The organism is Kribbella yunnanensis (assembly GCF_039529655.1).
GTDB classification, from domain to species: Bacteria; Actinomycetota; Actinomycetes; order Propionibacteriales; family Kribbellaceae; genus Kribbella; species Kribbella yunnanensis.
This window is the reverse complement of record NZ_BAAANF010000015.1, coordinates 14882-37104: the sequence shown is the minus strand read 5'-3', so window position 1 is coordinate 37104 and position 22223 is coordinate 14882. Positions and strand designations below refer to the sequence as shown.

The following is a 22223-nucleotide window of genomic DNA, read 5'->3' as shown; positions in this document are numbered from 1 at the left end:
CTCAGGTGAGGGATTTAGCGTCATTGGCGGCAGCTGCTGCGACTCTATCCGCCCCCCTCCCATGGAGGTCGCCATGCGCTTCCGTACTGCCGTCCTGTCCGCCCTCATGGTGGTGTCGTCCGTCGGCCTGGCCGCCGCGCCGGCATCCGCCCGCCCCGACGCCACCGGCTCCGGAACCATCGTGTTCCAGGGCACGTCCTGCGCCTTCACCTTCACCTACGCGGGCGGTCCGCCACCGGCCGCCGTACAGATCCAGTCGATTGACATCGACAACAGTTGCTCTGCCGACGGCACAGCGTCCGGCACGCTCACCTTCGGTCCCGGCAATGCGGCAAGCCTCACGCTGAACGTCTCCGTCACGAAGCCGATCAGCTGCGGCTACTCCGGCACGCTGACCGGCACCTACTCCGGCAACGCGGGCACGTTCCCAGAGCAAAGCGTTCCGAAGAAGAGTGGCAGCTTCCTCTGCCCGAACCCCGCAAAGATCGCCATCACTGCAACCCTCTGACAGCAGTCCGGGGAACACCGTGACCGGCACGGTGTTCCCCGGATCTGTGGAGTTAGGAAGCGGCCCGGGCGCCCGCCAGTTCGTACAGCAAGTTGTTGACGGGTGTCGGCGTACCGGTCTCGCGGCCGAGGCGCACGATGGTGCCTGTCCAGGCGTCGAGCTCCGACGGGCGGCCCGCCGCGATGTCGCGTTGGAGCGAGGTCGTTCCTTCCGCGGGAAGCTGGTCGATGAAGGCCAACTCTGTCGCGACATCGGCTTCGGTGAGCTGAATTCCCCGAGCCCGCGCGACCTGCTGAACCTCGGTCATGGCGTCCTCGAGCAACTTCCGCATGGCCGGGCGTGCGCGCAGTACGCCGTACGGGGCGCCGGTGACGGTGCCGATCGCGCCGATCGATGCCAGTGCGAGGAACTTCTTCCACAATGCGGCCCAGACATCCGGCGAGACCACGGCGGTCAGACCGGCGTCCTGCAGGGCGGCCTGCAAGCTCTCGGTGCGCGCGCTCGGCCGGCTGTCCCACTCGGCGAAGGTGAGTTTCCCGCCGCCGATCTGGCGGATCCGGCCAGGACCGTCCAGGAATGCGATGACTTCCACTGCACCTGGCAGTACCGCGTCCTGACCGAAGACGTCGGCGACCTGCTGGGGAGCGTCGACGCCATTCTGGGTCGTGATCACCGCCGTTCGGCTCCCGACCAGTGGCTTCAGGGCCGCGATCGCCGGCTGGAGCTGCCAGGTCTTGACGGCCAGCAGAACGAAATCGACCTCGCCGATCTCGGTGGTGTCGTCGGTGGCCACCGGGGCCGCAATCCTGAAGTCCCCGGCGACGCTCGTCACGGTGAGGCCGTCCCGCCGCAACGCCGCGAGGTGGTTCCCACGCGCAACGAAGCTGACGTCATGCCCGGCCGCGGCGAGCCGGCCACCGAAATACCCTCCGACGCCACCGGCGCCGATCACTGCAATCTTCAGTCCCATGCCCGGCACGTTACCTGCTTAACCGGTAACACGACTACACTGCTCACATGACGGATGCAGCTTTCCCCTGGCACGGCGGCCGGCCGTCGGTGAACTTCACGGCCACCCTCGGCAAACGCGGCGGCCAGGCGTTCGATCGCCTCCGGACACCTGCGGACCTGGCCCGCTGGTTCCACGAAGCCGGCCTGGCCGATCACCCACTCAAGGCCTCCGCCCGAAACCTCGACGACGCGCGCCTACTCCGCGAAGCCCTGTACGCCGCCTTCACCGCCACGGACGCCGACCTCGACGTGCTGAATCACTGGGCCGGCCGCGCAATCCCTGGCGGCCGCCTGGAACGCCGTACCGACGGACTCAAACTGCGCCCGCCCCGGACCGACCTCGAAGGCATGCTCACCCTCGTCGCCCAAGACGGCACCAACCTGCTCAGCGGCCCCCTCGCACCCCGCATCCGTGAATGCGGCCGCGACGACTGCTGGCTGCTCTTCGTCGACGAAAGCCGAGCCGCCAACCGCCGCTGGTGCTCCATGGAAACCTGCGGCGCCCGAACCAAAATGGCCCGCTACCGCGCCTAGTGGTGGGGCGGGTGGGGCTCGAACCCACGACCCAAGGATTATGAGTCCTCTGCTCTGACCAGCTGAGCTACCGCCCCGTGCCGGGTGATGGTATCTGGTGTTGGGGTGAAATGCGGTAAACCAGGGGTGGGTCAGGGGTTTGACGGAGTGGTTGCTGGGGTGGACCGGGCATGATGGAGGTCAGGCCGGTGGTAGGTCCGGTCCGACGAAGGGAACGGCGATGGGCTGGTTCATTTTCCTTGTGCTCGTGGTCGGGGCGGTGGCGGCGTTCAAGTACCGGGTGCCGCTGATCGCCAAGCTGACCGGGCAGCCGCAGCAGCGGATTCAGCGGGCGATCGATCGCCGCAAGGGTAAGTAGCGGAGAACGCCGGGGTGCGAGAGACCGGCGGACGAAGAAAGGCGGACCTCGGGTGAGGTCCGCCTTGAGGCTCATCCGACTCCGCGCCGTTCCCTGCCGAGCCATTAAGAAGGGGCTTGAACAGGAAACGGTGGGGGCGAACAGGTCATTTCTTGGTCAAGCCCACCATGGGGTCTCCACGCCCACGACTGGCGGACGGCAGCCGGGTGCGATTCCATCGGAAACCTCGCTCGCGCGGCATGACTAAGGCCGGCTCCTGATGGAACCGGCCTGTGAGGTGCTGCGTTGGAGCTCCCGCGACTGGACTCGAACCAGTAACCTGCCGGTTAACAGCCGGCTGCTCTGCCAATTGAGCTACGCGGGATCGTATTTTTCTGTCCTCGATCCCCTGAGGACTTGAGTAGGTTAGCAGGCCGGAGGCGTCCTGCAAAAACGGGATTCCATCGGTGGGATTCCCGCTTCGGAGTCAGCTTCGGGGTCAGACGCCGAACTCTTCGCGGACCGCGGCCAGGGCGGCTTCGGCGGCGTCGACGATGCCGGGCTGGGTGGGCTCCAAGCCCTTGTCCAGCACGATGTTCCAGGTGATCGGGGCCTCGGTGGTGGACGGGTTCCGGCGGCCGACGATGCGGACGCCGCGCTTGCCGGACAGCGGGACATGGCGCTGTACGACGATGCTCGCGTCGACGCGTTCGCGCAGCAGCTGGCCGAAGCGGCCGGGGTCGTCGATCTTGAGGTCGGTGGCGCGCAAGGGGGTGCCGAAGTCGGTGGTCTCGTAGACGTGCAGAACCGATGCCTCCGAATCCCAGCCGGCGCGCTCGATCTGCTCCCAGCCGACGCGTCGTACTGACTCGGGGGTCGGCTTGCCGGGGGACTCGGTCGGAGCGTCGGTCGGGAGGTAGACGGCCGCGCGCGTGCCCGCGACCCAGTTGCCGTCCGCTAGCTGAGCCGCGGCCAGGATGGACTCCTTGCGGCCGGTGGTCGACCCGCTGACGGCGTCGGCAAGCTCACGGGGCCAGGTGCTGCGCCTGAATCTCACTCCTTCATCATCCCAGCCCCGGCCAACCCGCCGGCCGTGCGGGTCAGGCGGCGGGCTCAAGCGGCTGGGCAAGCGGCGGGGCATGGCCTGGGGTCAGGCGGCGTAGTCGCGGAGGTGGTGGCCGGCTCGGCGGCGGAGGTGGCGGAGGGCCTCGCGTTCGAGGGTGCGGATCTGGTCGGGGGTGAGGTTGAGTTGGGTGGCGGTCTCCTCGATGGTGGCGGGCGTGCGGCCTTGGAGGCCGTAGCGGTGCTGGATGACTTGCTCGTGGAGCTCGTCGAGGAACTGGAGTTGATGGGCGATGTCCCGGCGGAGGGCGGCTTGCAGGACAAGGGTCTCGTCGTCGATGAGCGGCTCGGAGTCGAGGAAGTCGAGAGCTTCGGGGTGGATCTGCCAGGCCTGGGCGCGCTCCAGGCGGGCGATGGTCAGAGTGGTCGCGCCCGCGAGCTCGTTGAGGGTGGGTTCGCGGCCTAGTCGTTGGGTGAGGTCGTGGCGGGTCACGGCGACCCTGCAGGCGTCGGCGTACGCCTGGGCGGGCATCCGGACCAGCCGGGAGCGGTCGGAGATCGCCCGGCCGAGGGCTTGGCGGATCCACCAGATCGCGTACGTCGAGAAGCGGTGGCCGAGGCGGTGGTCGAACCGCTCGATCGCGCGGATCAGCCCGATGTTGCCCTCCTGGATGAGGTCCAGAAGCGATATGCCTTTGCCGGTGTACCGGCGCGCGATCGTCACCACGAGCCGCAGGTTGCCCTCGATCATGCATCGCCATGAGTGCCGCCCGAGCGCGACGACCTGCTGTAGGTCGGCGGCGTTGTCCGGTGCGGGGTCGGTGGTCAGCCGGTCGGCTGCCAGTACGCCGGCTTCGATCCAGTGTGAATGTTCAGAAACCTCCTCCAAGGTGAGTAGTTCGTGCCGGCCGATCTCGCGCAGGTAGGCCACCAGCGCGGTCACGTCGGCAGGTTCACAGTCCAGGTGCTCAGCCATCCGCTCCCTCTCTCCTGACAAGAGGATGCAGTCGAAACCACCCTCCGTGACCAACCAATTCCAATCGGTGGATAACTCGCTGACGGCGCAGGTAATTCGAGAGTGCTGTGGAGGGTGAGCCGGTACGACGTTGGGCACGGATCAGCCATTTGCGCGGTCTGAAGCTGGTCGATGCGTGCTCAAAGTGGGCCGGCTCGGCGGCCTTGAGCACGGTTCGATCGTTTCAGCGGGGCGCCCGTGGTTGGAGGGTGCTCAAGGTGGCGCCGGACCACGAACTTGGGCCCCAGGGTGGGTGGTGTGAGGGGTGGGGGTGGGACGGGTTGGCGGGTACCTTGGGGCGGTGCGAATTGCTACTTGGAATGTCAATTCGGTGAAGCAGCGGATGCCTCGGTTGTTGGGGTGGCTGGATGAGCGGCAGCCTGATGTTGTGTGTTTGCAGGAGACGAAGCTGGCTGATGATGCGTTCACCGCGTTGCTGGGTGGTGAGCTGGCTCAAAGGGGTTATGAGACTGCGCTGTACGGCGAGGTGCAGTGGAACGGCGTTGCGATTCTGAGCAAGGTCGGGCTGGAGGATGTGGTGACCGGGGTAGCGGGGGCGCCGGGGTTTCCGCATCCGGAGGCTCGGGCGGTTGCGGCGACTTGTGGTGGGATCCGGATCCACGGGTTGTACGTACCGAACGGGCGGGTGCCGGACTCGGATCATTACCAGTACAAACTCGCGTGGTTGAAGGCGCTTGCCGCGGTAGTTGCGGATGGGCCTGAGGACCAGATCGTCTGTGGTGACATGAACATCGCGCCGACCGATGCGGATGTGTTCGATCCGGCCGCGTATGTCGGCTCGACCCACGTGACGCCGCCCGAGCGCCAGGCGCTCGCTGAGTTGATGGCGGCGAAGGATCTGCGTGATGTGGTCCGCGAGCGTTGGCCGGATGACCAGGTCTTCAGCTACTGGGATTACCGCGCCGGCATGTTCCACCAGAACCTGGGCATGCGGATCGACCTGATGCTGGCGACCGAAGGTGTCGCAAGTCGGTCGAAGGCGGCGTGGATCGATCGGAAGGCGCGCAAGGGGACTGGGCCGAGTGACCATGCGCCGGTGATCGTCGACCTCGACGTGGCACCGGATGGCGACATCGGTCCGATGGTGCCGCCGCCGTCGGCGCCACGCGGTCGGAAGCGTCCGACGACGTTGCCGCAGAACCGCTGATGCGCCGGGTCATCGCGGCCGTCGTACTGGCCGCCTCCGCCCTGACCGCCTGCACCAGCAAGAACAACGAGGCCCAGCCGCCGACCATCAACTGGGAGAAGGTCGACGTCGGCGCCGAGCCGGTCGCCCTGGCCGAGCATGACGGTCAGATCCTGGTCGGCGTCAAACACAAGGGCGCCAAGGTCGTCCCGGGCGCCGTGCTGCTGAACGGTTCCGAGCGCAAGACCGTCCCAGTCAAACCCTCAGCCTCGAGCCCCTACTCGTTCGAAGCGATCTGGTACTCGATCGCCTGGGACGGCAAGCGCGTACTCGGCCTCGGCGGTGCGTCCGGCGGTGCCCACGGCAACGTGCGGTGGACCGTCTGGACCGGCTCAGTCGACAGCGGTCTCCAAGAACACCCACAAACCTTCGACACCTTCAACGGGCTGTCCGCCGGTCAGATGAACGCCGCCGTGCTCACCCCGGCGGGAGAGGCTCTGACCGGTTCGTGGGAAGGCGTCGTGACCGGGCTGGACGCTGCGGTCTGGTTGCCGCAGGCCAACAACAAGTGGCTCAAGCAGGATTCGGCCAAGACTCCGTTGCAGAACACGAAGAACCTCCTCGTCGGCACGGGCTACGCGACCGCGTACGGCGACGGTCTCGTGCTGACCGGTTCGCAGGTCCGCCTCGAACCGAACGTCGTCCAGCAGGGCGCTGCGATCTGGCGTTCCGAGAAGCTCGCGCAAGGCTGGACCCGCGTCGAACTGCCGGATCCCGGTGAGCGCAGTCAGGCGAACACGGCGACCTGCGCGGACACCTGCGTGATCTCCGGGTTCGTCGAGAACAAGCTCGCGATCTGGCGGTACGACGGTGCCAAGGCGCAGCGACTGAGCGGCGTACCGGCGATCCCGGTCGGTGACAAAGACGTCCTGCCGCCACCGCTGTCCGACGGCAGCCCCGACGGTGACGTCACCCAGGTGATTGCCCAGGACAACAAAGTCAAGGTCGTCAACGGTCGCGAGGGCAACTGGAGGGTGTTCGAGTCGACCGGCGGTCTCCAAGGTCCTGTTACCGCTCTGGTGCGCACCAATGACCAAGAGGCCTACCTGATCGCCGGCGGCACCCTGTGGAAGGCCAACCTGCCTAGCTGAGCAAGCCCTTCAGGTACGCCGCCTGCCCGATGTGCTGCATGTCGTCGTCCATCACGCTGACCAGCCGAACGCCCAACGTGACCGGCGGATCCCAGCGGGTGTCGACGATCCGGTCGAAGTCCGAATCGGCCTGCAACCGCAGGAACTCCAGCGTCTGTTGGTGCACAGCGTCGTAGTACCCGATGAGCAAATCGGCGGACACTGCAACCTGCCTGACCTGAGAAGGCGTGTGCCCGTACCCAGTGTCGGCAGCGTCGAAAGGCAGCCCGAACCGCTCGTGCCACCCGCCCGCCGTATACGCCTGCTCATGCGCCGCGACCTCCGACAGATGGTCGTCCTGGATCCGCGTCAGATGCCAGACCAGCCAGGCAATCGAGTTCGCCGAGTCAGATGGTCGTGCGGTGAGGATCTTGTCATCCTGCCCCCGCACAACCTCGTGCACCTGCTCCAGAACCCGGCCGAACCCGTCGATCAATATCTCGTTGGCCTTCATGCCGAACACACTAAACGGCGGAACCGACAAAACTAGCTCGGCAGCACACCCGACCAGATCACGCCGAGCGCCAGGCAGGCGAGCGCGACCAACCCGAACACGCCGACCCACATCACCGCCGGTACGCCGGTCAGTCGCCGAAGCTGGTCGGCATCCGAACTCCGCCCCTGCCCACCGCGACGCGAGTGCTGTAGCTCGATCACCGCGCGCGGCGCAGCGAGCAGCAGGAACCACGTGAGCAGATGCGCGAACGCCGACTGCACAGCCGGCGAGCCCCACCACGTCACCCCGAAGACGACCGCGCCGAACACCAGCACCGACCAAAGCCCGTACAGGTTCCGGATCTGCAGCAGCAGGATGACCAACGCAACCAACAGTCCCCAGAGCAACGCAACGGCGTACCCGCGGCTGAGGGTGAAGGCGGCGGCGAGCCCGAAGAGCGCCGGGCCGGGATAACCAACCAGCAGTACGGCGATCATCCCCGCACCGGTCGGTTTGCCGCGCGACACCGTCACGCCGGAGGTGTCCGAGTGCAGGCGGATCCCGGCCAGCTTGCGGCCGACCAGCGCGGCGATCAGACCGTGCGCGCCCTCATGCGCGATCGTCACCACCTGTCGGGTGAACCGCCACAGTGGCCGCCAACTGATCAGCACCAGCGCGACCACGCCGGTGCCGATCACCACGCGGATGGACGGCTCGGGCTGTGCGGACGTGATGCTGTCCCAGAACTCACTCACCCGCCCATCCTTGCAGTACTACGGAAATGCCACGTGCACGGTCACCCGTTCGCGCAGCTGCTCGTTCATCAGCCACAGCTCGTTGGTGGCCGGCCAGTACGACAGGTTCTCGGTGTTCTTCGGCGCTTTCGTCCACACTGACGTCGAAACGCCACCGGTACCGCGATGCAAACAGCTCGGGTAGTCGACGCCGTCTCCGATGTTGTCGGCGTACTCCGGACAGACCCCCGCGATCACGAAGCTGTTGTTGTAGGAGACCGCACCCTGCATACCCCACACCGGCGAGTTGAACGCCTCCACCGCCCGCACCACACCGTCCGTACCAGCAGCAGGCAGTCCGGTCGTCTTGTTGAGCGGCCAGCGCACGATCCGCCCACCACCGCGCGTGGTGTGTTCAGCGGCGACAAATGAGCCGGTGCCCGCGTGGTCGAGTGCCAGGCTTGCGAAACACGGCCGTACGCCGGTGGTCGATGCGCACCCGCCTCCGGCGTACCAATAGGCCCCGACCTGCGGTAGCGCGAACGCGTGCCACAGTGCGTGGTACTTGCCGTCAGCACCCAGCCCTACCTCGCCAGTGCTCGTGTCGGTCCGCCAGATGTGCCGCAGATCGAACACCCGCAGCACGGCGCCACCTGTCGCCACCACGAGCATGTTCCCGGACCAGTACAGCCCATGCCCGTGCCCAGCGATCGCCTGGAAGTTGCCATCGGCGGTCGGCTCCACCAACAGCACATGCCGGTACTTGTTGGTCGCCACATCCAGGAAGGACACCCGGATCGCCGTGTCGCCACTGTTGTGCCAGCTCGCGACGACGACCCGGCGAGCACCACCGGCCGGCTGTGCGTCTCCTGACCCCGACAGGCCCTGCGGGATCCAGACGTTCTCGTCGTCGTCCTCACCGTCCTGCCAGCAGAACCCCTTCGGATTCAGCGACGCAGTCAGGTACGTCGTGTGGCAGAGCGTGCGCCCGGTTCGATTGGACGCGGCGAGGACTTCGGTGACGCCGACCGGCGCGAGGGCCGGCTTGGTCTCGAGCTGAGCGACCCGAGCGCCGTACGTCGCGAAGGTGTCGCCCGAGACGAGCTGGAATCCACTCGCGTCGATCCGCGGGAAAGTAGCTGCGGCCTGTGCCGGGGGCGTCGCGAGCGCGCCGATCACCAACATGGTTAACAACATTCGACTGATCCGCATGACGTCGATAGTCCTTCACGAACCCAGGTTCCGCATTCCGAGTGTGGCGCGTCGTTGACAGTGCGCAGTGAGCGGCGGACCGTGGAACGAGGGGGCAATGATGACTACTGCAATTGATGAGGGTGCTGTTGTGCCGTTGCCGGCCTTCCTGGCCGGATCGGGGACGCTGACGCTGGCGCAGCGGAAGATCGTGGTCGACCAAGCCTTGCTGCTGCTCGGCCAGAACTACGTCCACCTACCGCTGAAGGTCGCCATGCACGCGGTCAATCCGCTGCAGCGGCTGCGGGTCCTGCGAGCTCGGATGGATCGCCAGAACGCGGAGACGATGGAGCCTGAGTGGCTGTTCCATCGGCAGGTGTCGAGCATCTTCCACTCGGTCCGCGACCTGCACACCAACTACCTGTTGCCCGCGCCGTTCGCCGGCAAGGTCGCGTTCCTGCCGTTCATGATCGAGAAGTGCGCCGAGGGTTACCTGATCACGCGCACGATCAAGGGCTACAGCGCACCGCAGTTCGGGCCGGGCGCCGAGGTGACGCACTGGAACGGTACGGCGATCGCCCGCGCGGTCGCGCTCAACGGCGCACAGTTCGCCGGGAGCAACGAGGCGGCGAACCTCGCGCGTGGTCTCGAATCCCTGACTCTGCGGCCGCTGGTGATCCAGGCACCGCCGGATGAGGACTGGGTCGTGCTCAGCTACGTGGGTCTCGACGGTTCGAAGCGCGAGCTCCGCGAGCAGTGGCAGGTCACCACCAACCTCCCGCCGATGACCGATCTCGACGCGATCAATGCGACCTCGGCGTTGATGGGTATGGACCTCGACTCCGATGAGAAGGCTCGCGCCAAGAAGGCGCTCTACGTCCGCGAAGTCGTCGCACTCGAACGCGGCCAGAGCTCGGCCGAGTTGCCTGCACCGGCGGCCGTCGGTGGCGCCGACCTGCCGACCACGATGCCCGGCGTCTTCCGAGCCCGCACAGCCAGTACGCCGTCCGGCACATTCGGCCATTTGCGTATCTTCACGTTCAGCGTCCCGGACCCGGTCGCGTTCCGGGACGAGTTCGTCCGGCTGGCCGCGTCCCTGCCGCAGAACGGGCTGATCGTCGACGTCCGCGACAACGGCGGCGGACACATCCATGCGGCCGAGTTCACCCTGCAGACGCTGACCCCGAAGCGGATCACGCCCGAGCCGGTCCAATTCCTCAGTACGCCGCTCAACCTGAGCATCTGCCGGCGACACCGCGACAACCCGGCCGGTATCGACCTCGGGCCGTGGTTCGACTCACTCGACCTCGCGACCGAGACAGGGGCGGCGTACTCGGCGGCGAAGCCGATCACCCCGGAAGAGGGCGCGAACGACGTCGGCCAGACCTATCACGGTCCGGTCGTGCTGATCACCGATGCTCGCGTCTACTCGGCGACCGACATCTTCACCGCCGGGTTCGCCGACCACGGCATCGGCACGATCCTCGGTGTCGACGAGAACACCGGTGCGGGCGGCGCGAACGTGTGGACCCACGGCCTGCTCGCGGCCCTGCTCAACGAACCGCCGCCACCCGACCCAACCTCGCCGTACGAGTCCTTGCCGAACGGCGCCAACCTGCGCGTCGCGATCCGCCGTACGCTCCGCGTCGGCGAGCTCGCCGGCACGCCGGTCGAGGACCTCGGCATCCAGCCGTCCGAACTGCACCGGATGACTCGCGCCGATCTGCTCGACGGCAACGTCGACCTGCTCGCCCGCGCGGGTGCCCTCTTGGCCGCGATGCCCACGCGCAGCCTTCAGGTCGCAACCTCTATCGCCGGTACGACGCTCACGGTCACCCTGACCGTGGTCGGTATCGACCGCGTCGACCTCTACCTCGACGACCGCCCGATCAGCTCCGAAGATCTCACAGGCTCGCCGCTCACCATCACGATCCTCGACGCCGCCCCAGGCGAGCTCCTCCGCGCCGACGGCTACGAATTTGGCAGGTTGGTGGCATCCCGCCGTACGACGATCTGATCGCCCTTACAGTCGCGTTGTGAAGGCACGGGGTGTGGTTGTGGTGTGCGCAGTCCTGCTGCTGACAGGCTGCACGAAGACCGTTGTGGCCGACGATCCCGCGGCCGCGGCCGCCTCGGAGGCGGCCCGAGCGCGGCAGTCGGTGCCGACGACTGCTCCGACGAAGGCGCCGCCGCAGCCTGTCACCGCACCGCCGCAACCGCCGATGCTCGCGAAGAATGCGATCTACGGTGTCGGCAAACTGACCGCGAACTGTCCGGAACCCAAGGTCAAGCCGACCTCGGTGGCCAACGTCCGGGCCTACTACACGCAGTCCACGGCCTGCCTCAATGCAGCCTGGGCGCCGGCGATCCGCAAGGCCGGCTTCACTTTCACGCCGCCGAAGCTGGACATCGTGGCCGGCAGATCGCCTGACCTGCCGTGCGACGCGGACGCGTACGGCATCTACTGCGGTGACACGATCTACGTCGACGCGCAGGTCGACCTGGATGAGTACCGCAAGGACCCCGAGCTGGTGCGGGGGTGGATGGCCTTCGTCATCGCGCACGAGTACGGGCACCACGTGCAGGCGCTCACCGGGATGGAGAAGGCGGCCTTCGATCGGCGGTTGAGACTCAACGGCGTCGACCTGGCGCTCGAGGAGAGCCGTCGCTACGAACTGCAGGCCTCCTGTTTCGGCGGCGTGTACGTCGGTGCGGACCTGGCCGCGTTCCGCAAGGACCCGGGGTGGGCGGACCTCTTCGCCAAGGTCGTCGGGTCGACCGACGACGACGGGTACGACCACGGCAGCACCAAGAATCACGCCTATTGGTCGATGGCCGGTTTCCGGGCCGCTAGTCCCGCGGCCTGCAACACCTTCACCGCGACCGCTGCTCAGGTGAGCTGACCGATCGGGCAGATCTGCCCGGGTGTGACCGCGTTCACTGCGCAAAACGAATGTCCGTTCTTAGAGTGGAAACTCAGAGAACGAGCGTTCGGTTTGAGGTCTGGGGGACGACGTGGCGCAGCTGGCTCTGGAGCGAGTCGGGGTGGATCCGCAGCGCGGAGGGGTGCGGCGGATCGTGCGGGAGGTCGGGTTGCTGGCCGTCCTGTTCGGGGCGTACAACCTCGGCCGGCTGGTGTCGGCCGGCCACGCAGGATCGGCGTACCGGCATGCCGAGGACCTGATCGGGTGGGAGCGCGCGGCCGGGTTGCCGAGTGAGGCGGCGGTGCAGGGGAGTGCGCTGCAGATTACGGGGTTGGCCGAGGGCGCCAACCTCTTCTATGCGGGCGTGCACTTCCCGCTGACTGCGGCGGTCTTGCTCTGGCTGATGATCCGGCGGCCGGATGTCTACGGACAGGTGCGCTGGGCGCTCGCTTCGCTGACCGGGTTGGCGCTGATCGGGCATCTGCTGTTCCCGCTGGCGCCGCCGCGGATGATGCCGGGCTGGGTCGACACCGGCGTCGTACTAGGTCAGTCCGTGTACGGCGCGGATGCCGACGCGGGTCTGGCGAATCAGTTCGCCGCGATGCCGAGTCTGCATGTCGGCTGGGCGTTCCTGATCGCGGTCGCGCTCATCCGGATCTCGACCTCCCGCTGGCGCTGGTTGTGGATCGCACATCCGGTGCTGACGTTCGCGGTGGTCGTGGTGACCGCGAACCACTACTGGTACGACGGCCTGGTCGCAATCGCACTTGCGATCCCGTTGCTCGTGGTGACCGGGGTGGTGGGGCGGGGAAGGTATCAGCAGAGTCCCCGGTGCCGCGCGAGGGGGCGGCACCGGGGTCGATCGTCAGCGAACGGTACGGCGGCCCGCGGTGGCGAGCTCTTCGTCGGCGCGGACCAGATAAGGCTCCCGATCGAGAACCAGTCGGGCTGCGGCCGCACCGATGTCGAACCAGAGCCCAATCAGCTCCAGCCGACCTTCAGCCTCCGCCTTGCGGACGCAGGCGAAACTGCGCAGGTTCGACAGTTGTACGCCGACATTCGCGACCGAGAGTTTGTCGGCCGGCGACAGCTTCACCCCGGTGGCCGGATCGACGATGTCCGGGATCGCGACTGCCCGCCGTACTGATGGTTCGAGGTGGCGCAGCCAGTTCTGCAGGCCGGTTCCGGCCGGAGCCTTCGCGCCCAGTGCGGCCGCGGCCGCGCCACAGTGCGAGTGCCCGCAGACCACGATCGACTTGACCCCGAGCACCTCGACCGCGAACTCGATCGCGGCGTCGACAGAGTTGCTGTCGGAGCCGTTCGGCGGGACGAGGTTGCCGATGTTGCGCACGCAGAACTGATCACCGGGGCCGGTCGAGGTGATCAGGTTCGGCACGATTCGCGAATCGGCGCAGGTGATGAACAGCTGCGTCGGGCGCTGCCCGTCCGCGGCGAGCCGGGCAAGCATCGGCCGGATGTCGTCGGCCGACGCCTCGAACGCGCGGATGCCGTCGAGCATCGAGGCGCGCTGGTCCGGCGCCGCGATCACCTGGGGTTGCCAGGGCAGCAGCCGGCGCGTGGGGGTGGAGCGCAGGGCAGCCCGGAAGGCCATCCGGTTCAACTCGACCGAGCCGCCGCGGGCGAGGTGACCGCGACGCCAGTCCTCGATCGCTTCGTACGCCGCGTGGTCGAGATGGTTGACCGACAGATCGACCCGGACCCGGGCCCCGGTCGGGATCGACCGCAGCGTCCGGATCAAGGACGAGACGCCGAGGAACACGAGGGTTCCGCGGATCTGCACGGTCCACCACCCGTCGTCCTGCTCGGTCACGGTGACCGTTGCCCTCGACAACCGGTACAGCACCCGCGCGATCGCGAGCACCAGACCGATCAGCACTCCTTCGGCCAGTCCGAGTACGGCGACGCCCGCCCCGGTGACGACGTACACGAGGAGCTCGTCGTGGCGGCGCAACGTGCGGATGTGAGCGAGCTGCACGAGTCGCAGCCCGGTCACCAGCAGTACGCCGGCCAGTGCCGCCATCGGGATCAGCTCGAGCATCGAGCCGGCCGCGAGGACGAAGGCCGCGATCCAGAGACCGTGCATGATCGCCGAGGCACGCGACTTGGCGCCGGCCGCGACGTTGGTCGAACTCCGCACGATCACTCCGGTCACCGGCATCCCACCGAGAGCGCCGGAGACCGCATTGGCCGCACCTTGCCCGATCAGCTCGCGATCGAGGTTGCTGCGTTTGCCATTGTGTAACTTGTCGACGGCAACGGCCGACAGTAACGACTCAACGCTTGCGACCAGCGCGACGGTCAGCACCGCGGCCATGATCTGGCCCGGTGTGCCATCCGGGATGGCCGGCAGGATCAGCTCCTGCAACGGCTGGTCCGGCAGGTTCACCCGGGTGACATCAGGCATCCAGACCGCGGCCAGTGCTGTCACGGCAACTACCGCGACGAGCGGTGCCGGAACCACGTTGACCTTGGATAGTCGCGGCCAGACAAGCAGGATCGCGACGGTCAGCACACCGACCAGCACGGAGTGCGGATGGTGCGCGACGAGACGGCCGGGAAGGGCCGCCAGGTTGGCGATCAGCGAACTCTGCGCCTGACCACCGAGGACGACATGGAGTTGCTGAACGGCGATGGTGACGCCGATCCCCGCGAGCATGCCGTGCACGACAGCGGGGGAGAGGGAGAGCGCGAGCCGCCCGATCCGGGTGACTCCGAGCAGAATCTGGACCACACCGGCAGCGCAGGTGATGCCGGCCGTGGCGGCCCACCCGAACTGGCCGACGAGGCCCGCGACGACAACGGTCAGGCCCGCGGCGGGGCCGCTGACCTGAAGGGGTGAACCGCCGAGCGCACCGGCGACCACACCGCCGACGACCGCGGCCACCAGGCCGGCGATCAGCGGTGCGCCCGATGCTGCGGCGATCCCCAGGGAGAGCGGTATTGCGATCAGGAAGACCACCAGCGAAGCCGGTAGGTCATGGTGAAGGATGGACCTCAAGGAAGAGGCCGGTGGTGAATGGGAAGTTGACATGGTCGGCACGGGTCCCTCCGGCGTCTGGTGCTCACGGCATCTGGCGTCGAAACAAAGAGTGTCGATCTAGTCACTCACTGTACTGGGCTGCTCAAGCCCACCCAAGCGATTGTGCTAATTCGTTGCCAGAAGCATCGAGGAGGAATGCAGTGGATCTGCAACTGTCCGGAAAAGTTGCCGTCGTCACCGGAGCCAGCAAGGGCATCGGGCTGGCCTGTGCCGAGGCGCTGGCCTGGGAGGGCGCGACGGTCTTCGGGATCTCCCGCAACCCGGTCAACCTCGGCCAGGCGCGGGAAGAGCTGGCGGCCAAGGGGCTCGAGTTCATCCCGGAGCTCGCCGACCTGACCGATGCCGACGCGACCGCCGAGGTGTTCGCGAAGATCGGCGTACCGGACATCCTGATCAACTGCGCGGGCGCCGCGCGGCAGATCCCGATCGACGAGCTCAGCAGCAAGACGTTGCACGAGGCAATGGAGTCGAAGTACTTCACCTACATGCACGCCACCGAGGCGGTCATCCGCGGGATGGCCGAGCGCGGCAGCGGGGCGGTGGTGAACGTGGTCGGTTCGGGCGGCAAGTCGGCCAACCCGTTGCACATCGGCGGCGGTGCTGCGAATGCGGCCCTGATGCTCGCCTCGGTCGGCTATGCCAAGGCGTACGCGGGACAGGGGGTCCGGGTGAATGTGGTCAACCCTGGTCTGACGCTGACCGGCCGGATCGATGATCGTCTGGACGCCGCGACCCGCGCCACCGGCCGGCCGCGGGAGGAGTTGCTGACCGAGATGGTCGCCGACATCCCGCTGGGTCGCCCGGCCGGTCCCGCCGAGGTCGCCAACGTCGCGATCTTCCTCGCGTCGTCCAAGGCCAGTTACGTCACCGGCGCGGTCGTCACGATGGACGGCGGGATCGCGTCGATCATCTGATCACGAGAACGGGGTGACCGGACGCTCGATCGGTACGCCGTCGATGCTCAGGTCGACGCGTTCGTTGAAGAAGGCAACGAGTCCGCTGATCGGGAGCAGTGCGGCAGTCGGGAAGTCGTAGGACCAGGCCAGGTCCTGGCCGCCGATCGACCAGTACTCGGAGGTGCGGCCCTTGTAAGGGCACGCCGTCTGGGTCTCGCTCGAGGTCAGGTGCTCGAAGCTCACCGCGGTCCGGGGGAAGTAGTACCGCGGTGGCAGCCCGGTCTCGAAGACGATGACGGTCGAGGTCGAGTCCGCCAGAACCACGCCGTCCCAGGACACCTGCACGTGGCGGCTGGACCGGATCGCGTCACACCGCGAGTACGGGTTCCGCGGGTGCACGAAGACCTCTTCGTCCTCCTCGAACCAGCTGTCCAACGCATCCCATTGAAAGCGGACTCGATCCAGCTCGTCGTAGACCCAGGCCTTGCCGCGACCGGCGGTGTGCACGCGCGCGACCCCGTGCTCGAAGACCTTCGTCTCCCCGGTATCGACCAGTACGCCGTCCGCCACGTCCGCGAGCGGAACGTAGTACTGCGGGTACGGCGGGAACTCCCAGAGGTAGATCGCGTTCTGGGTGTCGAGGACGGCCTGGCCGTCGAGCAGCGCGCGGATCCGGCGAGGGACCGGCGCGCTGCCACCAGGTGGGACGAAGGGCAAGGGGTAGTCGCTCATACCCCCAGTATCAGACGGTGATCCAGTCGATGTCCGCGATGTAGCCGGACGGGTTGCTGACCTTGAGCGAGTTGGACCCGGCGGTGAGCTTGACCGGCAGGTAGACCACCTGCGGCGTACCCCAGTCGTTGTCGCCGAGACCGTGGTAGTTCACCCAGTAGCTGTCACCGTCGTTCACCGTGAGCATGCTCTGCCGGCTGGTGTCGCCGTCGGTGTAGGCGATCTTCACGAGATACGTCCCGGTCGTCGGCACGGTGATTCCGTTCAGGGTGACCGAGGCGTCGTACCCGATGTTGCCGATCTTCTTCCCGCCCGAGCACAGGCTGCAGCCGTTCGCGCTGGCGTTGCCGGTGAGCGTGCTGGTCGATGCCTCGGCCTCGTACCGCACCGGCCCGCCGTTCTTCGCGGTCAACATCGTGACTGGTGCGCTCGCTGCCGACGTACGACCGCCGTTGACGCCCTTCACCGTGAACGCGTACTGCGTCTGCGGCAGCAGCCCGGTGACCACGGCACTCGTGGTCGAGCTCGTCGCGACCTGCTTACCGTTCGCATAGACCTTGTACGACGTCGCGCCGGTGCTCGGCCGCCAGGTCAACGACGTGGTCGTGCGGCTGACGTCGGTCGCGGTCACGTCGGCCGGGATGCTCACCGACGGGCGGTCGTTCGGGGTGATCTTGTACAGCTTCGAACCGTGCGCAGGCAGAGCCGCACTGACCGAGCCGGAGACGTTGCGGGTGTTCTGGTCGGCCCAGATGTCCCGGACGGTCGCCTTGCCGTTGATGCCGAGTTGCCCGAAGTCACCGGTCACAGTGGCCGGAGTCTCGGCCAGGTTGAACAGACCGACCGTGACACTGCCGTCGGCGTTCTTGGCGTACCAGGTCTGCTGCAGTTGGTCCTGGTTCAGCGGGCGGGCCGGGTTGCCGGACTGGTTGATCGCGATGACCTCGCGGTTCGTCAGCAACTTCAGGCCGTAGGCGTCGAGCTTGGTCATGTCGTCACCGACGAACAGCGGTGCCGCGTTGATCGCCCAGAAGCTCATGTAGCTCTGCCGCTCGGCCTCGTTCAGGCCGTCCATCTCGCCGACGCCGACATTGATCGCGTCCAGGTTGTTCCAGTGCCCCGGACCTGCATCGTCGATCCACTGCGGCAGATCCCACCAACGCTGCTTCACCGAACCGTCCCACCGGACGATCGTGTCGCAGTAGCACTCCACGTCGGTGTCGATCCGCCAGCCATTCGAGTTCTGTTTCCAAACTTCGGCGTACCGGTGGCTGAGCGACCACGACAGCGTGTACTGCATCGGGCGACCGGCGTTCTGCACCGAGCGCCACCACGCCTCGACGTCCTCGGTGTTGTTGTGGTTCGGGTCGTCCGGCGCACCCTTCCAGGAGCCGGGGCCGACGCCGTCCATCTTGATGAAGTCCACGCCCCAGCTCGCGAAGAGCTTGGTGATCGAGTCCGCGTACTTCTGCGCGCACGGGCTCTCGTAGTTGATCTTGTACGCCGCGTCCCAGCCGTTGGTCTTGCGCAGGTCCGGGTAGACGATGTCGCGGGTGAAGCAGCCGGGTGCGTCGTAGATCGGCGTGTTGCCCTCGCGGTAGACGTCCAGGCCGAGGCCGACCACGGTGTAGATGCCGAACTTCAGCCCGAGCTTGTGGATGTCGTCGCCGACCGCCTTCATCCCGCGCGGGAACCGCTTCGCGCTCGCGACCGGCCGACCGTACTCGTCACCGCCGTCCTGCCAACCGGCGTCCACGTTGATGTACTCGTAGCCGTACGGCTTGAGCTTGGTGGCCATCGCGTTGGCCTGGGCGAGGATGTTCTTCTCGCTGATGAAGCTGCCGGGACCGTCCGGGTTCACACCCGGGTAGTTGGTCGACTGCAGGCTCCACGAACTCCACCCCAGGTACGGCGTGGCGGCGACCTGCGGGTACTTCGCCGGAACCGGGCGCGGGTCCTTGACGGGCAGTGGTTTTGCGGCGTCGGCAGGGGCGATCACGGCTGTCGTCGTCACCAGAGCGACGGCAGCCAGGACAGTGGTGACACGGCGTCTGTTCACGGGGCCGAGCGTAGGGTCGCTTAATTTACATCGTCAAGTATTCAGGCCCGATGACTCTGTGTATGGGCTGTGACACTGCTGGCACACGACTGTGATCAACCGTGGGAGGGGGGTTGCGCGTCGTACGCACAGAGGCCGGTTCGTGAGGACCCGGCCCGATGTGGAGGGGGTTCCATCATCATCACGTCAAACAAAGCCGTGCGTACGGCGATAGCGGCAGCCAGTGCTGCCGGATTGGTCGCCATCGCGGCGACCAGCGCCTCGGCTGCAGGTTCCGCGGCGCCCGCCAGGCCCGCGTTGGCCCTGGTCGCGCCGGCGACGGACATCACGCTGTCCGGCGACCCGGAGCAGGGAATCGACCTGAATCTCGGCACCCACCTGGTGGCCGGCAATGCACCGATCGAGGTGCGCGCGACGCGGGCGAACTACAACTCGCCGGTGGTCGCCAAGCAGATCGTCAACGGCAAGGCCGTGGCGCTGCCGAAGGGATTCGTCACCGACTTCGGTGGCCTGTCCAAGTTCCTGCACATCACGTTCGTCGATGCGGCAGGCAAGAAGGCACTCGACATCGACCAGACGCTCTGCCTGAACGGCGAGGGTTCGCGGACCAGGCCGGATGCGCCGGCCACTTCGCCGTACCCGGACGACTGCCGGGCCAACCCGTTCACCCAAGGTGCGGTGTGGGGAGTGCAGAAGGGCTGGTCGGTCAACACCGCCTGGTGGGGTCAGGAGCCGGTCAAGATCGCCGAGGGCAAGTACAAGGCCACGGTCTCGGTGAACAAGAAGTTCCGTGACTACTTCAAGATTCCGGCGAACCAGTCGTCGGTGACCTTGAACGTCACGGTCACGCACGAGGACCACTGCGACCCGGGGCACGGTGTCCGGGGCTGCATCGCGGCCAAGGGGCTTTCGGAGGCCAAGAAGGGGGTCGCACTGAAGGCGCACGCCGCGCGCCCGACCGGCAAGCCCAGTACGCCGAAGGGTCCGAAGCCGGACTTGGTCTCGGTACCGGCCTGGGGGATCCAGGTCGCGCCGGGTGAAGCGGGGACACCGGACGCGGGCAAGGACTTCCTGGCCTTCTCGGCGACCGTGTGGAACGCCGGGCCGTCGCCGCTGGTGCTGGACGGGTTCCGTCAGAAGGGCAAGGACGTGATGGACGCGTTCCAGTACTTCTACGACGACAAGGGCAAGGAGATCGGGTACCAGAACACCGGCACGATGGAGTGGGACCCGCGCGAAGGCCACACCCACTGGCACTTCACCGACTTCGCCCGCTACAGCCTGCTGAACGCCAAGCAGTCCGAGGTCGTCCGCAGCCAGAAGGAAGCCTTCTGCCTGGCCGCGACCGACTCGATCGACTACACGGTGAAGAACGCCAACTGGCACCCGATGAACACCGACCTGCACACCGCCTGCGGCGACCACACGTCGCTGTCGGTGCGTGAGGTCCTGGACGTCGGATCCGGTGACACCTACGAGCAGTTCCGGCCGGGCCAGTCGTTCGACATCACCAACCTGCCGAACGGCGAGTACTTCGTCGAGGTCAAGGCGAACCCGGAGGGCAAGCTCTTCGAGGGCAACACCAAGAACAACGTCGCCCTGCGCAAGGTGATCCTGGGCGGCGTCAAGGGCGCCCGCACGGTCAAGGTCCCGCCGGTCGGCGTGATCAACGTCCCGTAAAGGCTGGACCCCGGAGGTGGCTCGCCCCACCTCCGGGGTCTTCTTTTGCTACCTGAGTCTGCGCGTTTGCTTACCGGCGGGTGCTGCGCAACCGTGATCGCCGCGGGCGCGCGCCGGCCGGGCACCGCTCCGTCGACCCCGAACTCCGACCTTGAGCACCGCTCGACCACTTCTCGTGCGCGTTGTTGGTTGGTGGGTGCTCAACGTGGGCGGGCGCCGAGAGCTGGATCGTGTTCTGCTGCAGGGTGAGTCGGAGCGGGACCTGGTGCCAGGGGGAGCGGGTGCGCACCAGGACGACCCGGAACCGACCGTCGCGACGAAGGCGGAGACCGATGGCGATAGTGGCGATCGCCGGGACCAGGCCGGCCAGGGCGAGGCTGACCCGGGCGCCGAAGTTCTGCGCGATCAGTCCGACCAGCGGACCGCCGATCGCGCCGCCGCCGATGAACACGAGGTTGTAGATCCCGGACACGCGGCCGCGCAGACCGTCCGGCGTGGTCAGCTGCACCATCGACTGACACGCGGTCAGGAACATCAGCGTCGCCATCCCCATCGCGGCCAGCACCGGGATGAACGTCCACAGCGACGGCTGGATCGCGGCCAGCACCTCGGTGATCGTCAGCAGAGCAGCAATCCCGACCAGGTTGCGCAGCCGAGTCGGCCGAACCCTGCGCGCCGACAGCAACGCACCGGCCAGCGCCCCAACCGCGACCACCGAGTTCAGTACGCCGTACCCGGTAGCGCCGGTGTGGAAGACGCGGTCCGCGAACGCCGTCAGCGTCACCGGCAGGCTGATCGCGAACATGCCGTAGATGCCGACGAGTGCGATCGCCCAGCGGACGGCGGGTTCGTGGAACGCGTACTGCAGGCCGTCGCGCAGCCCATCGCGGATCCGCAGTCCGGTCTGCCTGGCGGCCTTGCGCGCGGGCATCTCGCTCTCACGCATCAATGTCAGCGCCGTGATCGACGCGAAGAACGTGCACGCGTTGATCGCGAACGCCCAGCCGGCGCCGAGCGTGCCGAGCAGTACGCCGCCGAGCGCCGGACCGATCATGCTGCCGAGCTGGAAGGTCGACGAGACCATGCTGATCGCGTTCCGCACCCGGTCGCGGCCGACGAGTTCGGTGACGAACGACTGGCGGGTCGGGTTGTCGACCGCGGTGGCCAGGCCGAGGAACAGGGCCATCGTGTAGACCTGCCAGACCTGCACGTCGCCGGTGAACGCGAGCACCGCCAGTACGGCGGCCGCCACGCCCATCGAGATCTGGGTGACCAGCAGGATCCTTCGCTTCGGGAATCGGTCCGCGAGGACGCCGCCGTACAGGCCGAGCAGGAGCGTGGGGAGGAACTGCAGGGCGGTGGTGATGCCGACCGCGGTCGCGCTGCCGGTGATCGTCAGCACCAGCCAGTCCTGGGCGATGCGCTGGATCCAGCCGCCGGTCGAACTGACCAGCAGACCGCTGACCAGGAGGCGGAAGTTGCGCACCAGCAAGGCGCTGAAAGTTTCGCGGAACCCGGGGCGGCTGGTGGTTTTGCCTTGTTTTGTTGAAGTGTGAGTGTGGTAGTCGGCTTCTCGGACAGGACCGCTGGTCCGGGTGGTCAAAGGAGTTCCCTACACGAGTGGGGTTGTCAGGGGAGGACATGTCCATCCTGGTCGATGGGTCCTGAATTCCGACAGCGAATTACTCCTATTACTCTTATTGCGT

The 22223-nt window shown here is 67.0% G+C and carries 19 protein-coding genes, 2 tRNA genes and 1 pseudogene; 10 read left to right on the top strand and 12 right to left on the bottom strand.

Annotation, left to right across the window (positions count from 1 at the left end; translation table 11 throughout):
• Positions 1 to 73: 73 nt before the first annotated feature.
• A complete protein-coding gene (locus ABD231_RS19980) occupies positions 74 to 508 on the top strand; it encodes a hypothetical protein (RefSeq protein ID WP_344153853.1) in 435 nt (144 codons plus the stop codon).
• 52 nt (positions 509 to 560) lie between these two features.
• Here ABD231_RS19980 and ABD231_RS19975 read toward each other — a convergent pair whose 3' ends face one another.
• Positions 561 to 1478: a 2-dehydropantoate 2-reductase gene (locus ABD231_RS19975; protein WP_344153850.1), complete on the bottom strand. Its 918-nt coding sequence runs from the start codon at positions 1476 to 1478 to the stop codon at positions 561 to 563.
• 47 nt (positions 1479 to 1525) lie between these two features.
• Here ABD231_RS19975 and ABD231_RS19970 point away from each other — a divergent pair, with 47 nt between their 5' ends.
• The gene (locus ABD231_RS19970; RefSeq protein WP_344153847.1) at positions 1526 to 2053 is read left to right on the top strand and encodes a CGNR zinc finger domain-containing protein; all 528 of its coding nucleotides are present in this window, start codon (positions 1526 to 1528) and stop codon (positions 2051 to 2053) included.
• Here ABD231_RS19970 and ABD231_RS19965 read toward each other — a convergent pair.
• Positions 2054 to 2130: transfer RNA gene (locus tag ABD231_RS19965), tRNA-Ile, on the bottom strand. It abuts the gene before it with no gap.
• 143 nt (positions 2131 to 2273) lie between these two features.
• Here ABD231_RS19965 and ABD231_RS19960 point away from each other — a divergent pair.
• Positions 2274 to 2411: a hypothetical protein gene (locus ABD231_RS19960; protein WP_165952873.1), complete on the top strand. Its 138-nt coding sequence runs from the start codon at positions 2274 to 2276 to the stop codon at positions 2409 to 2411.
• A gap of 291 nt (positions 2412 to 2702) precedes the next feature.
• Here the strand turns inward: ABD231_RS19960 and ABD231_RS19955 are convergent.
• The 3 genes from ABD231_RS19955 to ABD231_RS19945 form a co-directional block, all read right to left on the bottom strand.
• A tRNA-Asn gene (locus tag ABD231_RS19955) sits at positions 2703 to 2775 on the bottom strand.
• 114 nt (positions 2776 to 2889) lie between these two features.
• A complete protein-coding gene (locus tag ABD231_RS19950) occupies positions 2890 to 3447 on the bottom strand; it encodes a hypothetical protein (RefSeq protein ID WP_344153842.1) in 558 nt (185 codons plus the stop codon).
• A gap of 93 nt (positions 3448 to 3540) precedes the next feature.
• Positions 3541 to 4428, bottom strand: a complete 888-nt coding sequence (locus tag ABD231_RS19945) for a sigma-70 family RNA polymerase sigma factor (RefSeq protein ID WP_344153839.1) — start codon at positions 4426 to 4428, stop codon at positions 3541 to 3543.
• 340 nt (positions 4429 to 4768) lie between these two features.
• Here ABD231_RS19945 and ABD231_RS19940 point away from each other — a divergent pair, with 340 nt between their 5' ends.
• Positions 4769 to 5635: an exodeoxyribonuclease III gene (locus ABD231_RS19940; protein ID WP_344153836.1), complete on the top strand. Its 867-nt coding sequence runs from the start codon at positions 4769 to 4771 to the stop codon at positions 5633 to 5635.
• Complete coding sequence (locus ABD231_RS19935; protein WP_344153833.1) at positions 5635 to 6765, top strand: hypothetical protein; 1131 nt, start codon at positions 5635 to 5637, stop codon at positions 6763 to 6765. The genes ABD231_RS19940 and ABD231_RS19935 overlap by 1 nt, the downstream gene beginning before the upstream one ends.
• On the opposite strand, the gene ABD231_RS19930 is transcribed toward ABD231_RS19935, so the two are convergent.
• The 3 genes from ABD231_RS19930 to ABD231_RS19920 are packed head-to-tail and all read right to left on the bottom strand — an operon-like array spanning position 6758 to position 9186.
• Positions 6758 to 7258, bottom strand: a complete 501-nt coding sequence (locus ABD231_RS19930) for a mycothiol transferase (RefSeq protein ID WP_344153830.1) — start codon at positions 7256 to 7258, stop codon at positions 6758 to 6760. The two genes, ABD231_RS19935 and ABD231_RS19930, sit on opposite strands and share 8 nt — an antisense overlap.
• 32 nt (positions 7259 to 7290) lie before the next feature.
• The gene (locus tag ABD231_RS19925; protein ID WP_344153827.1) at positions 7291 to 7995 is read right to left on the bottom strand and encodes a M50 family metallopeptidase; all 705 of its coding nucleotides are present in this window, start codon (positions 7993 to 7995) and stop codon (positions 7291 to 7293) included.
• Positions 7996 to 8013: 18 nt separating this feature from the next.
• A complete protein-coding gene (locus tag ABD231_RS19920; RefSeq protein WP_344153824.1) occupies positions 8014 to 9186 on the bottom strand; it encodes a hypothetical protein in 1173 nt (390 codons plus the stop codon).
• 97 nt (positions 9187 to 9283) lie between these two features.
• On the opposite strand from ABD231_RS19920, the gene ABD231_RS19915 reads away from it, so the two are divergent.
• From ABD231_RS19915 to ABD231_RS19905, 3 genes and pseudogenes are all read left to right on the top strand, one after another.
• Positions 9284 to 11182, top strand: a complete 1899-nt coding sequence (locus ABD231_RS19915; protein ID WP_344153821.1) for a S41 family peptidase — start codon at positions 9284 to 9286, stop codon at positions 11180 to 11182.
• 19 nt (positions 11183 to 11201) lie between these two features.
• Positions 11202 to 12068, top strand: a complete 867-nt coding sequence (locus tag ABD231_RS19910; RefSeq protein ID WP_344153818.1) for a neutral zinc metallopeptidase — start codon at positions 11202 to 11204, stop codon at positions 12066 to 12068.
• A 112-nt stretch (positions 12069 to 12180) separates the two neighbouring features.
• A pseudogene (locus tag ABD231_RS19905) lies at positions 12181 to 12852 on the top strand (phosphatase PAP2 family protein); the annotation flags it as partial.
• 102 nt (positions 12853 to 12954) lie between these two features.
• Here the strand turns inward: ABD231_RS19905 and ABD231_RS19900 are convergent.
• Positions 12955 to 15141, bottom strand: a complete 2187-nt coding sequence (locus ABD231_RS19900) for a bifunctional SulP family inorganic anion transporter/carbonic anhydrase (protein WP_344153815.1) — start codon at positions 15139 to 15141, stop codon at positions 12955 to 12957.
• Between the two features lie 149 nt (positions 15142 to 15290).
• On the opposite strand from ABD231_RS19900, the gene ABD231_RS19895 reads away from it, so the two are divergent.
• Positions 15291 to 16064 carry an SDR family NAD(P)-dependent oxidoreductase gene (locus ABD231_RS19895; protein WP_344153812.1) on the top strand — a complete coding sequence of 258 codons (774 nt, stop codon included), beginning with the start codon at positions 15291 to 15293 and terminating at the stop codon, positions 16062 to 16064.
• Here the strand turns inward: ABD231_RS19895 and ABD231_RS19890 are convergent, their stop codons facing one another.
• A complete protein-coding gene (locus tag ABD231_RS19890) occupies positions 16065 to 16778 on the bottom strand; it encodes a DUF427 domain-containing protein (RefSeq protein WP_344153810.1) in 714 nt (237 codons plus the stop codon). It lies immediately after the preceding gene.
• Positions 16779 to 16788: 10 nt separating this feature from the next.
• Positions 16789 to 18837 carry a fibronectin type III domain-containing protein gene (locus ABD231_RS19885; protein WP_344153808.1) on the bottom strand — a complete coding sequence of 683 codons (2049 nt, stop codon included), beginning with the start codon at positions 18835 to 18837 and terminating at the stop codon, positions 16789 to 16791.
• A gap of 198 nt (positions 18838 to 19035) precedes the next feature.
• On the opposite strand from ABD231_RS19885, the gene ABD231_RS19880 reads away from it, so the two are divergent.
• Positions 19036 to 20517 (top strand): lysyl oxidase family protein, encoded by a 1482-nt coding sequence (locus tag ABD231_RS19880; RefSeq protein ID WP_344153805.1) that lies wholly within the window; start codon positions 19036 to 19038, stop codon positions 20515 to 20517.
• A 70-nt stretch (positions 20518 to 20587) separates the two neighbouring features.
• Here the strand turns inward: ABD231_RS19880 and ABD231_RS19875 are convergent, their stop codons facing one another.
• Positions 20588 to 22120 carry an MFS transporter gene (locus ABD231_RS19875; protein WP_344153802.1) on the bottom strand — a complete coding sequence of 511 codons (1533 nt, stop codon included), beginning with the start codon at positions 22118 to 22120 and terminating at the stop codon, positions 20588 to 20590.
• Positions 22121 to 22223: the final 103 nt, after the last annotated feature.

Excerpts from the sequence above, each read along its gene's own strand:
- ABD231_RS19980 (WP_344153853.1), top strand. The coding sequence starts at position 74 with ATGCGCTTCCGTACTGCCGTCCTGTCCGCCCTCATGGTGGTGTCGTCC.
- ABD231_RS19975 (WP_344153850.1), bottom strand. The coding sequence starts at position 1,478 with ATGGGACTGAAGATTGCAGTGATCGGCGCCGGTGGCGTCGGAGGGTAT.
- ABD231_RS19970 (WP_344153847.1), top strand. The coding sequence starts at position 1,526 with ATGACGGATGCAGCTTTCCCCTGGCACGGCGGCCGGCCGTCGGTGAAC.
- ABD231_RS19960 (WP_165952873.1), top strand. The coding sequence starts at position 2,274 with ATGGGCTGGTTCATTTTCCTTGTGCTCGTGGTCGGGGCGGTGGCGGCG.
- ABD231_RS19945 (WP_344153839.1), bottom strand. The coding sequence starts at position 4,428 with ATGGCTGAGCACCTGGACTGTGAACCTGCCGACGTGACCGCGCTGGTG.
- ABD231_RS19935 (WP_344153833.1), top strand. The coding sequence starts at position 5,635 with ATGCGCCGGGTCATCGCGGCCGTCGTACTGGCCGCCTCCGCCCTGACC.
- ABD231_RS19930 (WP_344153830.1), bottom strand. The coding sequence starts at position 7,258 with ATGAAGGCCAACGAGATATTGATCGACGGGTTCGGCCGGGTTCTGGAG.
- ABD231_RS19920 (WP_344153824.1), bottom strand. The coding sequence starts at position 9,186 with ATGCGGATCAGTCGAATGTTGTTAACCATGTTGGTGATCGGCGCGCTC.
- ABD231_RS19915 (WP_344153821.1), top strand. The coding sequence starts at position 9,284 with ATGATGACTACTGCAATTGATGAGGGTGCTGTTGTGCCGTTGCCGGCC.
- ABD231_RS19900 (WP_344153815.1), bottom strand. The coding sequence starts at position 15,141 with ATGTCAACTTCCCATTCACCACCGGCCTCTTCCTTGAGGTCCATCCTT.
- ABD231_RS19890 (WP_344153810.1), bottom strand. The coding sequence starts at position 16,778 with ATGAGCGACTACCCCTTGCCCTTCGTCCCACCTGGTGGCAGCGCGCCG.